Consider the following 14,724-nt stretch of genomic DNA (forward strand, 5'->3'; position numbering starts at 1 on the left):
AACGGGGTATGTTCGGGTGTCCGTCTGTTTTGAAAAGCCAGTTGACCCATACTGCGGTTGATCAATGCGCGACAGCGGCCACCTTGGCCGCGGCGGGGGCATGGCTGGCACGCGTCCACTCGGCCACGACCTCTTCCTTCCAGTAACCGGCGCTGCCCAGCAGCGCCGCCAGCGAGGCCGAGCGGCGCAGGAACAGGTGGCAGTCCATCTCCCAGGTGAAGCCCATGCCGCCATGGGTCTGGATGTTTTCGCGCGCGGCGAAATTGAAGGCCTGCGTGGCCGACACGCGCGCCGTGGCGGCCGCCAGCGCCAGCTCGGCCGGCCCGTTGGCCAGGGCCCAGCAGCCAAAGTAGGCGTTCGAGCGGGCCAGCTCGTTGGCCACGTAGATGTCGGCCAGCTTGTGCTTGATGGCCTGGAACGAACCGATCGGTCGCCCGAAGGCCACGCGCTCCTTCGCGTAGGCGGTGGCGGTTTCCAGGCACACGCTGGCGCCGCCGACCTGCTCGAAGGCCACCAGCACGGCGGCTTGCGCCAGCAGGCGCTTCACATCGGCCCAGCTCACCCGGCCCGCGCCCAGCGGCTCGGCGGCGGCGCCGGCAAAGGTCAGGCGCGCCTGGGCGCGCGTGGGGTCGATGGACTGCAGGGCTTCGCGGGCGACGCTGGCCTGGGTCAGGTCGACGCGGTACAAGCCCAGCTCGTCCTGGGCGTTGCGCGCCACCACGATGGCGAAGTCGGCCTGGGCGCCGTCGGTCACGGGCCAGGCTTCGCCGTTCAGCTTGCCGGCATCCACGCGCAGCTTCACATCGGCCTCGCGCGGGTTGCCCAGGCCGGTGGCCAGCACCCAGCAACCGATGGCCTGGCCGCTGGCCAGCTTGGGCAGCCATTGGGCCTGTTGTTCGGCGCTGGCGTGCGCCTGAATCGCCGGCGTGGCCAGGTAGACGGACGAGGCAAACGGCACCGGCGCCAGGGCGCGGCCGATTTCCTCGGCCAGCACGCACAGGCCTTCGTAGCCCAGGGCCGAGCCGCCATGCTCTTCGGCGATGGTGACGCCCAGCCAGCCCAGGTCGGCCATTTGCTGCCACAGCGCGCGGTCGAAGCCCTGGTCGCCCGGCAGGTACTGGCGCACCAGCGTGGTCGGGCACTGGGCCTGCAGCATCTTGCGGGCCTGCTCGCGCAGCAGCTCGCTGTCTTCGTTGAAGTCGAAATTCATCGTTGTCTCCGGGGGAAGGGTGAGGCCGCCCACGCCAGGCAAGCGCGCGCAGCGGGTCCTCGACGGCGGCGCCGCATCGGCCCGCACTTGCCCGCCCCGGCTTCGCGTCGACCCACCGGCGCGCCGGCTCCCGTGCGGCCGGAATCCTCCGGCGGCAACCGCGGCAGCCTGCCACGCCGGCCACGTCATCGATCAACCAGGACATGGCGGCAGCAACCCATCTTGGCCATTTCCCGCCGTCCTGGATGCCACGCAAGCGACTGAGGACCCTGCTTTCAGACGCCCACGTGACGCCCACCCGCGCCGGCGACCCAGCGTCCCGAGCAGGCCATCAGAGGGTATCGTGCACAGTCGATGGCTCCTCAATCGGCACCAGCGGCCACCCCGTCCCAATCTGCTGCCAGCCACACGACGGCGGTGTCACGTGCAATCGTTTGAGCGAAAAAGGCAGTATGGCGCCATCATCGATCATCAATGATCGGCATTGGCACCATACTGCCTGTAGTCATCAAGACAAGGAGCCACACCACCGCAGCCCGAGCAATGAACGGCGCGTCCGGGCCGCGAAGGCCCGCACCGCGTCACCCATGGCGACGGCTCTGCCAGATCGGCAGGGACGGGCACGGGAAAAGAGTCCCCGGCGGACTGGCAGACGCCTTGCCAAAGACGCCCGACGCGCGAAACCTCGCGCCCACACCGGCCCGGCTCAGGCCACGCGCATGGGCACGCGCGGGGCGACGGCGCACATCAACTCGTAGCCCAGGGTGCCGGCATGGTGGGCGACCTCGTCGATGGACAGCACCGCGCCATTGGCCGCCCGCCCCCACAGGACCACCTCGCTGCCCACACCAGCCTGCGGCACGGGTGTCAGGTCGACCGAGAGCATGTCCATGCTGACCCGCCCCAGCGTGCGCGAGCGCACGCCCTGGACGAGCACGGGCGTGTCGGTCAAGGCATGGCGCGGGTAGCCGTCGGCGTAGCCACAGGCCACGACGCCGACGCGCATGGGCCGCTCGGCCACGAAGCGCGAGCCGTAGCCCACAGACTCGCCGGCCGCGATCTCCTGCACGCCGATCAGCCGGCTGGCCAGCGTCATGGTGGGCTGCAGGTCCCAGTCGGCGGCGCTGTGCTCGGGAAAGTCGGGCGAGCTGCCGTACAGCGAGATGCCGGCCCGCACCCAGTCGCCGCGCACGGCGGCATCGCCGGCCAGCCGCAGCAGGGCAGCGCTGTTGGCCAGGCTGCGCTCGCCGGGCAGGTCCTGGGTGGCGTGGGCAAAGCGCGCCACCTGCTCGGCCACACCCTTGGGCCCATCGGCGTCCGAGAAGTGGGTCATGAACGACACCTCGTCGACCTGCGGCAGGGCCGCCAGCCGCGCGTAGGCCGCGCCCACGCGCGCCGGCGCAAAACCCAGGCGGTTCATGCCCGAGTTGACCTTGAGGAAGACGCGCAGGCCGGTGTGCGTCTTGTGTGTGGCCAGCCAGTCGATCTGGGCATCGCTGTGCACGGCCAGCCACAGGCCCAGGCGGGAACAGGCTTCGAGCTCGCGCGGCTCGAACACCCCCTCGAGCAGCAGGATGGGCCCGCGCCAGCCCAGCGCCCGGATGCGCTCGGCCTCGGCGATCTCGAGCAGCGCAAAGCCATCGGCCGCACGCAGACCGTCGAAGGCGCGCTCGATGCCATGGCCATAGGCGTTGGCCTTGACGACGGCCCAGACCCGGCTGTCCTGCGCCGCCTCGCGGCAGCGTTGCAGGTTGTGGTGCAAGGCCTGGGTGTGCACGGTGGCGTGGATGGGCCGGGTCATGGCAGAGGGCAAGCGACAAAAGCGCGATTATCGGCCCGGCCACAGGTCTGCCGCGCCGGGTCGCAAGAGCAACCAGCACGGTGATGACCCGGGCCACTGTTGGGGCACCGAGGAGGCGCTGGCCGGCCGCACGCGGCGGCTCGGGGCGGCACCGCCCGGCCCTCGCGCGCCCCTTTGGCGGGCCCCACCAGCGGCCCCTCCAAGGGCTTCGGGTAGCCCAATCGAAGCAAGGGCTGCCCTGGATGGGCAAATGGGACCGCGTGCTATAACCTGCGGCTCTTTTTTCCTGCGAAGACCCATGGTGCCCAGCCACTGCGCGACCATCTGATCCCTGACCAATGAAGCGCGGTTTCTACACCATCATGGCGGCGCAGTTCTGCAGCTCGCTGGCCGACAACGCCCTGTTCGTGGTGGCGGTCGAGCTGCTGCGCTCGGGCGGCGCGGCCGAGTGGCAGCAGGCGGCCCTGGTGCCGATGTTCGCCCTCTTCTATGTGCTGCTGGCGCCCTGGGTCGGGGCCTTTGCCGACTCACGACCCAAGGGCCGGGTCATGTTCGTCAGCAACGCCATCAAGGTGGTGGGCTGCCTGGCCATGCTGTTCGGCTCGCACCCGCTGCTGGCCTACGCCATCGTCGGCCTGGGCGCCGCGGCCTACTCGCCGGCCAAGTACGGCATCCTGACCGAGTTGCTGCCGCCGTCCATGCTGGTCAAGGCCAACGGCTGGATCGAAGGCCTGACCATCACCTCCATCATCCTGGGCGTGGTGCTGGGCGGACAGATCGTCGACGCCAACCTGTGGCGCTCGGTCATGGGCTGGGGCCTGCCGGGGCTGGACAAGCCCGTGCACTGCGCGCTGGCGCTGCTCATCCTGGTCTACGTCGTGGCGGCCATCTTCAACATGCGCATCCCCCGCACCACGGCCGTGTTGCGCCCGCTGCCGCGCGACCAGGTCGCACTGCTGCAGGACTTCTGGCGCTGCAACATGCGCCTGTGGCGCGACCGGCTGGGCCAGATCTCGCTGGCCACGACCACGCTGTTCTGGGGCGTGTCGGGCAACATGCGCTACATCGTGCTGGCCTGGGCTGCGGCGGCGCTGAACTATTCCACCACCCAGGCGGCCAACCTGGTGGGCGTGGTGGCCGTGGGCACGGCCGTGGGCGCCATCGTGGCGTCCGTCATCATGAAGCTGGACAAGGCCACCTGGGTCATGCCCATCGGCATCGCCATGGGGGTGTTGCTGGCCTTGATGGCCTGGGTGCACACCACCTGGCTGGCGCTTCCCATGCTGCTGGCCCTGGGCCTGCTGGGGGGCTTCATCGTCGTGCCCATGAACGCCCTGCTGCAGCACCGCGGCCACAACCTCATGGGCGCGGGTCGCTCGATCGCGGTGCAGAACCTCAACGAACAGGCCTGCATCCTGCTGCTCGGCTTGGCGTATTCGGTTTCGGTGAACAAGGGCCTGAGCGCGCTCGGCGCGGTGCTGGCCTTCGGCATGCTCGTGGCGGCGCTCATGGGGCTGATTCAGCTCTGGCACGCCTACAACCTCAAGCACCACCGGCGCGAATGCATTCGCCTGCTGGCGATTGCGCGCAGCGACCGAACACACGGCTAAACCGCAGTATCCACCCATCCCCGTTCATGCATCAACGGGAACACGGCCATATTGCCAACCACCTCATTCTGATTGGGCATCGCGCGGCTGCGAACGCTCCACGCCGCGATGCAGCAGGAACGACAGCAGTTGCTGGCGGTCGAGCGGCACCTCCATCCAGGCGGTGCAGCCGGCGCGCTTGGCGCGCCACCGCGACACGGGCGCCTTGCGCCGGGCCACCACCACCACGCCCGGCAACATGCCCTGGGCATTGGCCGTCTGCAAAAACGCCTTGCACCACCTGACCAGGCCGGCCCCCAGCGCGCCCTGGTCGAGGAACACCATGCGGTACTCGCTGCGCGCCACCGCCTTCAGGGCCGCCGCCACGTTTTCCATCACATCCACGCCAAAGCCCATCTTGCGCAAGCCCTTGGGCAGGGTGCGCGTGCGGTGTTCGGCGTCGGCCACCACCAACACCTGCGCGGGCCAGACGTCCAGCCATTCCTGCGAGGCGAAGTCCAGGATGTCGGTCGGCCCCAGGGTGTGCGAGGAGCTCATGCGGCGCTCGTGCTCGGCGCGCCGGGCCAGGCGCAGGTCCGACGGCTCGTCGTCGGTCATGGCCAACTCGGACGGCGTCAACTCGAGGCTGGAGCTGAATTCGGAAAACTGGCTGCTGTCGCGGTCCGCCCAGGGGTCCGTTTCGGCGTACGACTCGAGGCGGCTGACGGGCGCCTCTCTGCGGGGACGGTCAGGCAATTGCCGGATCAGCTTGGTCAGCACCTGGTGGGTCTGGCTCACATCGAACGGTCGCATGACGCGCAGGAACTGATCCTGCTCGCCGCCCACGGCCAGCACGTGGGCGATGCCCTCGGTCTGCAGGCGCTGCACGCTGCCGGGGTCGTCGCCATTGACCACCCAGAAATCCGCGTGCTCGCCAGCCGCAGCAGGCAGCAACTCCGCCGTGTGTTCGCTCGCAGCCGTCAGCAGGCGCTCAATCTCTTGGCGCTCGGACGGTCGCAGGCCGACCACGGCATAGGCAAAGCGTTTGGTCTCTGTGGACATCTGGAACAACGGGACGTGTCATGGGCCTCCCACGGCCTCACCCATGCTTTCGGACCGGCCCTGTCAGCGGGCCATGACGAAAGCAACGATTGTTGCGCAATTTTTCACGCTTTCACGGAACCCAAGGGGTCTTTCGTGATCAACGCAACGCAGTATGCCAAGCCCCGTCCGCCCCCTGCCACGGCTCGCCCCATGCCCTTGTTCCTGCCTCGCGTTCCGTGATGGATTTCACCCCGCTGCGTCATTTGGGAAACAAATGTGTCAACCGCGGCCGGCCCCGCCAACGTCGCGGCCGCAAGGCAGTGTGACGGTGATGCACCACGTCGGTGCACCAGCGCGCAGCCCATGGTTTCAGCTCACCTGCACCCCGTCCAGGGCCGGATCCCCTGCGGGATAACGCAGCTTCAGGCCCACCAGCGCATCTCGCACCAACGTGGCGATCATGAGGTTGCGGTGCGTCTTGGAATTGGCGGGCACCACGGTCCACGGCGCCCAGGGCGTGCTCGTCGCCCGCAGCAGCTGTTGGTAAGCCGCCTGGTAGTCGTCCCATTGGGCGCGCGCTTCGAGGTCGCTGACATCGAACTTCCAATGCTTGCGCGGGTCGTCCAGCCGCGCCTGCAGGCGCTCGCGCTGCTCGTCCTTGCCGATGTGCAGCATGAACTTGAGGATGACGGTGCCGTTCTCGCTCAGCATGCGCTCGAAGTCGTTGATCTGGGCAAACCGCTGCTGCTGCGTCTTGGCGTCGATCCAGCCCTGGACCACGGGCACCAGCACGTCCTCGTAGTGGCTGCGGTTGAAGATGACGATTTCACCGTTGCGCGGCATCTGGGCGTGGATGCGCCACAGGTAGTCGTGCGCCTGCTCCAGGTGGCTGGGCGCCCGCCACGACACCACCCGCATGCCCAGGGGGCTGGTTTGCGCGAACACGCCACGCACGGTGCCATCCTTGCCCGAGGTGTCCATGCCCTGCAGCACCACCAGCACCTTGAAGCGCTGATCGGCATACAGCAGGTCCTGCAGCACGTCGATCTCGGCCGCCAGCGCCTCCACGCGGGCCTTGCTGTCGGCCTTGCTGCCCACGGCATAGGGCTTGGCATCTGGCGCCACATCCGCCAATTTGAAGCGGGCAGCGGCCTGGTTGGTCGGGACCTGCAGGGCAGGGCTGCGGGGGGTCGCGGGCATGAATCCTCCTGGCATCAAGGTGTGGGCGTACGATACGGGAAAACGGTTACCCCGCGCCCCAGACACCATGAACCCCGCACAGCTCTTCAATCCCGGCGATCGCAGCTTCACCTACGTGGTGTTTGACGAGAAATCGCGCGAAGCCCTCGTCATCGACCCCTGCGAAGCCGAGATCGCCCGCGACCTCTCGACGCTGCGGCGCATGAACGTCACCCCCACCGTGGTGTTGTCCACCCAGGGCCATGGGCCAGCCCTGGCGGCCGCCCAGCAGCTGGCGCTGCAGGCCGGTGCCCGGGTCTGGCAACGTCCCGACACGGCCGACACCGCCGCCTGGGGCATCTCGCTGGGACAGACCCAGGTGCAGGTTCTGCCCACACCTGGCCTGACAGACAGCGCGGTTTGTGTGTACTGGGCCCAGACGGCCGAAACCGACGCCAACGACCGCACGCCGCGCAACGATGCGCGCACGCTGCGACGCCACCTGTTCTCCGGCCTGACGCTGCTGATCGGCGACAGCGCGCCGACCGCGCCAGCCCAGGATGCGCAGCGCCAGCACCGCAGCGTGCACGAGCAGCTGTTCGTGCTGCCCGGCACCACCATCGTCTGGCCCGGCCGCGATGACCACCAGCGCTCGCAATCCACCGTGGCGGTCGAGAAGTCCTTCAACGCGCGCTTTGCCGCCGCCGTGCCCAGCCGGCCCGTGGAAACCGTCGCCCCCGTGGCGACCCGCCCCGAGGCACCGCCCCAGGTGCAGGCGGCCGAGGGCTATGCCGGCGACCTGCCCCCGACCCTGGCCTACGACTGGCTGCAAACCGGCGATGCCGTGCTGGTCGACGTCCGCACCGATGCCGAGCGGGCCTGGGTGGGCCACGTGCCCGGCGCGCTGGCCGTGGCCTGGAAGCAATGGCCCGGCATGGCCGAAAACCCGGCCTTCAACAGCGAGCTGCTGCAGGCGGTCCCGGCCGGCAAAAAGGTTCTGATGCTGTGCCGCTCGGGCGTGCGTTCGGTGGCGGCCGCGCGCCGGGCCACCGAGCTGGGCTTGACGGCCTTCAACATCCTGGAAGGCTTTGAAGGCGACCTGGACCCCTCGGGCCACCGCGGCCAGCTGGGTGGCTGGCGCCGCCGCGGCCTGCCCTGGCAGCAGGGCTAGTCGATCCAGAAGGGGTATGGCCTCATTTCCGTCATTTAATGAACGGGAACGACGGGATACTGCCGATTCAATTACCCAACCCACATCACGTTCCGCTTGCTGAGGCGCCACGGTCAGGCCATGGCGCGCAGTTGCAAGTCGGTCCGTCAAAGCAGGCGCAAAGCGGGTACACCGTGCTGACCAACACCCTCGCTCAGCCCTTGAACAACTGACTGCAAGTGTTGCACGGGGCCACCCTGGCCGAGGCAGTTGCTGCGAGGGCTGCTGCAGCCCAGGCCACGCCCCAAACAAGGCGTCGGCTGATGCGCGTCCGCCGCAGCCATGACGGTCACAGCCTCAAGCCCTGCCCGGCACGACAGCGTGAGCCACGCGACGGCCACGCCGGCGTCGCGCAGCGGGTTTCTCAGGCCCAGGGCGGCCCAACCACACCGCACACGCGGCGAAGGCGCCCCCTACCCAGGTACCAGGCACAAAAAAGCCACCCGCAAGGGTGGCTGATGCCCGGATCGGTCGTGGGACCGATGGGCTCCTCAAGCGGCCGGGATGCGCAGCTTCTGGCCCGGGTAAATCTTGTTCGGGTCGCTCAACATGGGCTTGTTGGCTTCGAAGATCTTCATGTACTGGTTGGCGTCGCCGTAGTACTTCTTGGAGATGGCCGACAGCGTGTCGCCGCTGACCACATCGTGGTACTGCGACGCGGTGCCGGGCGGGAAGCTCAGCTGGTTGTCCACCGACGTCACGCTGGCCACGTTGCCGCAGCACAGGGTCACCTTCTCGGCCGCCTCTTCGCTGGGGGCCGCGCCGGTCACCGTCACCTTGCCGCTGGCGCCGTCGTACTGCACCGCCAGGTTCTGGATGCCCAGGTTCTGCGTTTCGATGTAGGTCTTGATGGCACTGCCTGCCTTGGCATTGAGGTCGGGCAGCTTGGCCGGCTCGGCCTGTGCAGCCTGCACGTCCTTGCTGGTGCCAAACAGCTTCTCACCGGCATCCTTGATGAAACTGAACAAACCCATGTGTCGATCTCCAGGTTGTGAAAGATGGGAACGCAAAAGCTTAACGGCACCGGCTGTCGAGCGCACGACGATTCTCTGTCGGGCGCGTAGGACAAAGACGCTATATTGCGAAACCATGACTTTTTTGGCCATCGACATTGGCAACACCCGCTTGAAGTGGGCGCTGTACGAACGCGGCGCTCCGGGGGCCGCCCTGCTGGCGCAAGGCGTTGAATTCCTGGAGCACATCGACCGCCTGGCCGAGTCCGACTGGGCCAGCCTGGCCGCGCCGGATCGTGTGCTGGGCTGCGTGGTGGCCGGCGACGCCATCAAGCAGCGGGTGCGCGAGCAGCTCGACATCTGGGACAGCCCCGTGAGCTGGGTCGTGCCCAGCCCGGCCGAGGCCGGCGTCATCAACGGCTACGACTTTCCGACCCGTCTGGGCGCCGACCGCTGGGTGGCCATGATCGGCGCGCGCCACCGCGTGCAGCGCACCACGCCCGGCCGGCCCATGGTGCTGGTCATGGTCGGCACGGCGGTCACCGTGGACGCCATCGACGGCGATGGCAAGTTCCTGGGCGGCCTGATCCTGCCGGGGCACGGCATCATGCTGCGCGCGCTCGAATCGGGCACCGCCGGCCTGCACGTGCCCACCGGCGAGGTGCGCACCTTCCCCACCAACACCAGCGATGCGCTGACCAGCGGCGGCACATACGCCATCGCCGGCGCCTGCGAACGCATGATCCAGCACGTGCGCGCGCACTGCGGCGTCGAGCCCCGTTGCCTGATGACGGGGGGCGCCGGCTGGAAAATGGCGCCGCACATGTCGGCCGCCTTCGAGCTGGTGGACTCCATCATCTTCGACGGCCTGCTGGTCATCGCCGAAGAACGCGAAGCCATTCGCCAGCGGCTTGCCGCAAGCTGACGCACAAGGCAGTATCAGACAGATCCCGTTTCTCATTCAACGGCGATCACCAGATACTCCCGCCTCCTCTTGATCCAACGGGCCCATCCTTCGCCCGCCGGACCGCGGCCACCAGCTTCAGGGTGACTCGAACCACAGCCCGCCCTTGGCACGCGGCCGGCCATGATCCGGCGCAGGCCGTCCAGTGGCTGACGCTGCGGCAACACCTCCGCCCACCGCCTTGGCCCGGCGCAGTCCCGTGCGTGCCAGACGGCCGCCCCCACCCATGGAACACTGGCCGTTTAAAGACTCATCAGGAGATTGTTCGTGGCCTACCAACCCTTCAACCTGCAAGGCAAGACCGCCCTCGTGACCGGCGGCAACGGCGGCATCGGCTACGGCATGGCCGAGGCCCTGCTCGCCTCGGGCGCCAACGTGGCCATCTGGGGCTCGCGCGCCGAGAAGACCGAGCAGGCCAAGGCCAAGCTCATCGAAGCCTGCGGCGACGCCTCGCGTGTGCACGCCTTCGCCTGTGACGTGGGCGACGAGGCCGCGCTGGAAGCCACCTTCGCCGAAACCGTGAAGGCCCTGGGTGGCCGCGTCGACTCCTGCTTCGCCAACGCCGGCGTCTCGGGCAAGGGCAAGACCCTGCTGGACCTGTCGCTGGACGACTGGCAGCGCGTGCAGCGCGTGAACGTGGAAGGCGTGTTCATGACCTTCCGCGCCGCCGCCAAGCACATGATCGAGGGTGGCCACGGCGGCTCGCTGGTCGCCACCGCCTCGACCGCCGCCATCGAAGGCGCGGCACGCAACTCGGCCTATGGCGCCTCCAAGGGTGCCGTGACCTCGTTCGTGCGCGCCGTCGCCGTCGAGCTGGCCCGCTACAAGATCCGCGCCAACTCCATCCTGCCGGGCTGGATCGTGACCGAGATGACCGAGAAGTCCGTCGGCAACGACAAGTTCGCCAACGCCGTGATGCCCCGCATCCCCGCCCGCCGCTGGGGCACCTGGGACGATTTCGGCGGCATCGCCGTCTACCTCGCCAGCGAGGCCTCGAGCTACCACACCGGCGAGCAGTTCATCATCGACGGCGGCTACACCAAGTTCTGAGCCCTCGACGTTCAGACCGCGCGCCAGGCACCTTCGGGTGCCTTTTTCATGCGCAATGGCCCGGGCCCCGCAGATCGTGGCGGTCATGGCGGCGCAGCTGTCCCCGGCTGGACTGCCCGCGCCAGAGGGCGCTCACATACTGGCCCCATGAATGCAGCACTCCCACCCTCGACGCCGGCTGGCCTGGCGTCTGTTGACAGCGTCATCGCCCTGCTGGAAGGCGTGGGCTACATCGCCTCACGCCAGATCGCGACCGCGCTTTACCTGGCCCATCACTTGCGCAAACCGGTGCTCATCGAAGGGCCTGCGGGTGTCGGCAAGACCGAGCTGGCGGTGTCGGCGGCCCGCGCCCTGCAGTTTGAGCTGCTGCGCCTGCAGTGCTACGAAGGCCTGGACGACAGCAAGGCGCTGTACGAGTGGAAGTACGGCAAGCAGCTGCTGTACACGCAGATCCTCAAGGAAAAAATCGGTTTGCTGGTCGACGGCACCGATTCGCTGGACAGTGCCTTTGGCAAGCTGGCCAGCTTCCAGGACCTGTTCTTCTCGCGCGACTTCCTGGAGCCGCGTCCGCTGTTGCAGGCCATGGAGCAGCCCGGTGGCAGCGTGCTGCTGATCGACGAGATCGACAAGTCCGAGGAGTCCTTCGAGGCCCTGCTGCTCGAGGTGCTGGCCGATTACCAGGTCACCATCCCCGAGATCGGCACCATCCGCGCCGAGGTGCCGCCGCTGGTCATCCTGACCTCCAACAACACGCGCGAACTCGGCGACGCGCTCAAGCGCCGCTGCCTGCACCTGCACATCGGGTTCCCGGACTCGGAACTGGAGCAGCGCGTGCTGCGCGCTCGCGTGCCCGGCATTCAAGATCAGCTGCTGGCCCAGCTCGTGGCCTTTGTGCAAGCCTTGCGCGCCGACAACATCCGCAAGCCCCCGTCCATCGCCGAGTCGGTGGACTGGGCGCGCACCTTGCTGCTGCTGCACGCCAGCGTGCTGGACGAAGCCCTGGTGCGCGACACCCTGGGCGTGTTGCTCAAGCGCGAGACCGACGTGCGCGAGGTGGACGACCGGCTGGCGCAGATGACCCAAGCCGCACTGGCGGCGGCGTGACGCAGGCGATGGACAGCATCCTCGCCGGCTTCGTGCGGGCCTTGCGCGCCGCAGGGGCGGAGGCGTCCACGGCCGAGACCATCGACGCCGCGCGCACCCTGACCTTGCTGGGGTATGGCGACCGTGCCCAGCTGCGCGACGCCTTGGGCCTGGTGCTGGCCAAGTCCGAGGACGAGAAGCACATCCATGACCAGGTGTTTGACCTGTACTTCGGCCAGCCCCCGCACACCACAACGGCACCCGACACGGCCGCCCTGCGCACGGGCGATGAGCAGGTCGATGTGCTGCTGGCACTGGCTCAGCCCGATGCCACCGGTCAGCCACAGGATGCGCTGGCGGCCGCCCTGGCGCGCGCCGCAGCCCAGGCCGGCGTGGACGACATCCGCTTCGAGAGTCAGACCGCGTACTTCGCCGGCAAAACCCTGGAGGCCATGGGCATCGCGGCGCTGGAAGAGCGCCTGACTGAACGGCGCACGGCCCCCGACGCCGAGGAGGAGGTGCGTGCGCTGGTGGCCGCCCTCAACCAGCTGCGCCGTCAGGCACGCGCCCTGGTCAAGCAGCGCTATGCCATCTTTGGCCAGCCCGCCACCGAGGCCTTCATGACCGAGGTGGTGGTCACACGTGCGCTGGGCCGCATGGCGCCGGCCGAGATGGAGCGCATGAAGGCGGCCGTGGCCCGCATGGCGCGCAAGCTGGCGGCCCGCCACGCGCGGCGCCAGCGCGTGGAGTTGCGCGGCCAGCTCGACGTGCGCCGCACCATGCGCGCCAACGCCGGCCACGACGGCGTGCCCGTCACGCTGGCCTTCAAACACAAGCGGCGTGACAAGCCGCGCATCGTGGCCGTGTGCGATGTGTCGGGCTCGGTGGCCTCGCACGTCCGTTTCCTGCTGCTGTTCCTGTACGCCTTGCACGACGCCGTGGGCGACCTGCGCAGTTTCGCGTTCTCCAACCGCCTGCAGGACGTGGCCGAGCCGATGGAGAAGCTGCCCTTCGACGACGCCATGGAACTCGTCCTCAAAGAGGTGGGCAACGGCTCCACCGACTATGGGCAGGCCTGGCTGGACCTGCACGACCGGCACTGGGATGCGATCGACCGCCGCACCACGGTGATCGTGCTGGGCGACGGCCGCAGCAACGGCGCCGACCCGCGCGTCGACCTGTTTGCCGAACTGGCCGACCGCGCCAAGCGTGTGGTCTGGCTCTGCCCCGAGCCCGAAGGCCGCTGGGGCACGGGCGACAGCGCCATGCTGCGCTACCGGCCCTATTGCACGAGCATGTCGCACTGCGCCACCGCAGCCGACCTGGAACGCGTGCTCGACGAGGCCCTGGAGGCCTACCACTGAGCACCCCCAATTCAACACCGCACTGCATTGCGATACCACCTCAGTATCCAGTCATTTCCATTGATTCATTATCGGATACTGAGCCATACTGCCAACCACTCATCCAAGCGACAGATGTTGACACCCCGCGTGTCCACCCACCGGCCTTCAGGCTGCTGCGCCTGCCGCTCCATCGGGTTCCCCACATGACCGAAGCAAGCTCATCCCCCGGCACCACTCACGGCTTCGATGAAGCGGCCCTGCACGCCTGGCTGACCGCCCACGTGCCCGGCTTTGCGGGCCCCATGACGGTCAGCAAGTTTCCTGGGGGTCAGTCCAACCCCACCTACAGCATCGTCACACCCGGCCAGCGCTACGTGATGCGGGCCAAGCCCGGTCCGGCGGCCAAGCTGCTGCCCAGCGCCCACGCGGTCGAGCGCGAGTACACCGTGATGCAGGCCTTGCAGGGCAGCGGGGTGCCGGTGGCCCGCATGCTGGCGCTGTGCAGCGACGAGTCCGTCATCGGCCGCGTGTTTTTCATCATGGAGCATGTCGAGGGCCGCGTGCTGTGGGACCCGGCCCTGCCCGGGATGACGCCTGCCGAACGGGCCGCCCACTACGCCGAAATGAACCGCGTGCTGGCCAAGTTGCACACCGTGCCGCATGTCGAGCGCGGCCTGGCCGACTACGGCAAACCCGGCAACTACCTGGAGCGCCAGATCGCCCGCTGGGGCAAGCAGTACCAGGCCTCGATCACCCAGCCCATCCCCGAGATGGACGCGCTGCTGCAATGGCTTCCGGCCCACATTCCGGCCAGCGGCCGGGACGGCAAGGCGTGCGTGGTGCATGGCGACTACCGGCTCGACAACATGATCTTTCACCCCACCGAGCCGCGCGTGGTGGCCGTGCTGGACTGGGAGCTCTCGACGCTGGGGCATCCGCTGGCGGACCTCAGCTACCACTGCATGGTCTGGCATGTCGACCCCTCGACGCAGCGCGGCCTGGAGGGCTTGGACCTGGCGGCGCTGGGCATCCCCTCGCTCGACGACTACATGGCCCAGTACTGCGCGCACAGCGGGCTCAGCACCCCCGAGGTGCTGCGGCGCGACTGGTCCTTCTACATGGCCTACAACCTGTTCCGCATGGCCGCCATCGCGCAGGGCATCGCCAAGCGTGTGGAGGCCGGCACGGCCTCCAGCGAGCAGGCCAAGGCCGCCGGCGCGAGCGCACCCTCGCGGGCCAAGCGCGCCTGGGAATGGGCGCAGCTGGCGCAGCACGCTTAGATCCCACAACCCCCA

The 14,724-nt window shown here is 68.4% G+C and carries 12 protein-coding genes; 7 read left to right on the forward strand and 5 right to left on the reverse strand.

The window, feature by feature from the left end; all coding sequences use genetic code 11:
• Nucleotides 1-61: 61 nt before the first annotated feature.
• Both CCO03_RS19055 and alr read right to left on the reverse strand, forming a co-directional pair.
• On the reverse strand, nucleotides 62-1,210 hold the full coding sequence (locus CCO03_RS19055) for an acyl-CoA dehydrogenase family protein (protein ID WP_087283671.1): 1,149 nt from the start codon (nucleotides 1,208-1,210) through the stop codon (nucleotides 62-64).
• A gap of 706 nt (nucleotides 1,211-1,916) precedes the next feature.
• Nucleotides 1,917-3,011, reverse strand: coding sequence for an alanine racemase (gene alr / locus CCO03_RS19060; RefSeq protein ID WP_087283675.1), 1,095 nt, complete (start codon nucleotides 3,009-3,011; stop codon nucleotides 1,917-1,919).
• A gap of 338 nt (nucleotides 3,012-3,349) precedes the next feature.
• Between alr and lplT the strand changes: the two genes are divergently transcribed.
• Nucleotides 3,350-4,621 carry a lysophospholipid transporter LplT gene (lplT, locus tag CCO03_RS19065; protein ID WP_087283677.1) on the forward strand — a complete coding sequence of 424 codons (1,272 nt, stop codon included), beginning with the start codon at nucleotides 3,350-3,352 and terminating at the stop codon, nucleotides 4,619-4,621.
• Between the two features lie 63 nt (nucleotides 4,622-4,684).
• On the opposite strand, the gene CCO03_RS19070 is transcribed toward lplT, so the two are convergent.
• Nucleotides 4,685-5,662: a DNA-binding transcriptional response regulator gene (locus CCO03_RS19070; RefSeq protein ID WP_157667808.1), complete on the reverse strand. Its 978-nt coding sequence runs from the start codon at nucleotides 5,660-5,662 to the stop codon at nucleotides 4,685-4,687.
• A gap of 351 nt (nucleotides 5,663-6,013) precedes the next feature.
• Nucleotides 6,014-6,844 (reverse strand): PPK2 family polyphosphate kinase, encoded by an 831-nt coding sequence (locus CCO03_RS19075; RefSeq protein WP_236903947.1) that lies wholly within the window; start codon nucleotides 6,842-6,844, stop codon nucleotides 6,014-6,016.
• Between the two features lie 718 nt (nucleotides 6,845-7,562).
• Here CCO03_RS19075 and CCO03_RS20555 point away from each other — a divergent pair.
• Nucleotides 7,563-7,994 carry a rhodanese-like domain-containing protein gene (locus CCO03_RS20555; RefSeq protein ID WP_236904168.1) on the forward strand — a complete coding sequence of 144 codons (432 nt, stop codon included), beginning with the start codon at nucleotides 7,563-7,565 and terminating at the stop codon, nucleotides 7,992-7,994.
• Between the two features lie 530 nt (nucleotides 7,995-8,524).
• Here the strand turns inward: CCO03_RS20555 and lysM are convergent.
• A complete protein-coding gene (gene lysM, locus CCO03_RS19085; protein WP_087283685.1) occupies nucleotides 8,525-9,007 on the reverse strand; it encodes a peptidoglycan-binding protein LysM in 483 nt (160 codons plus the stop codon).
• A gap of 115 nt (nucleotides 9,008-9,122) precedes the next feature.
• Between lysM and CCO03_RS19090 the strand changes: the two genes are divergently transcribed.
• The 5 genes from CCO03_RS19090 to CCO03_RS19110 all read left to right on the forward strand — a co-directional run bounded on the left by CCO03_RS19090 (nucleotide 9,123) and on the right by CCO03_RS19110 (nucleotide 14,709).
• A complete protein-coding gene (locus CCO03_RS19090; RefSeq protein WP_087283688.1) occupies nucleotides 9,123-9,911 on the forward strand; it encodes a type III pantothenate kinase in 789 nt (262 codons plus the stop codon).
• Nucleotides 9,912-10,217: 306 nt separating this feature from the next.
• Nucleotides 10,218-11,000 carry an SDR family NAD(P)-dependent oxidoreductase gene (locus tag CCO03_RS19095; RefSeq protein ID WP_087284949.1) on the forward strand — a complete coding sequence of 261 codons (783 nt, stop codon included), beginning with the start codon at nucleotides 10,218-10,220 and terminating at the stop codon, nucleotides 10,998-11,000.
• Between the two features lie 147 nt (nucleotides 11,001-11,147).
• Complete coding sequence (locus tag CCO03_RS19100; protein ID WP_087283692.1) at nucleotides 11,148-12,104, forward strand: AAA family ATPase; 957 nt, start codon at nucleotides 11,148-11,150, stop codon at nucleotides 12,102-12,104.
• 8 nt (nucleotides 12,105-12,112) lie between these two features.
• Nucleotides 12,113-13,447 carry a vWA domain-containing protein gene (locus tag CCO03_RS19105; protein ID WP_087283695.1) on the forward strand — a complete coding sequence of 445 codons (1,335 nt, stop codon included), beginning with the start codon at nucleotides 12,113-12,115 and terminating at the stop codon, nucleotides 13,445-13,447.
• A gap of 185 nt (nucleotides 13,448-13,632) precedes the next feature.
• The gene (locus tag CCO03_RS19110; RefSeq protein ID WP_087283698.1) at nucleotides 13,633-14,709 is read left to right on the forward strand and encodes a phosphotransferase; all 1,077 of its coding nucleotides are present in this window, start codon (nucleotides 13,633-13,635) and stop codon (nucleotides 14,707-14,709) included.
• Nucleotides 14,710-14,724: the final 15 nt, after the last annotated feature.

The organism is Comamonas serinivorans (assembly GCF_002158865.1).
In the GTDB taxonomy this organism is placed as follows: domain Bacteria; phylum Pseudomonadota; class Gammaproteobacteria; order Burkholderiales; family Burkholderiaceae_C; genus Comamonas_E; species Comamonas_E serinivorans.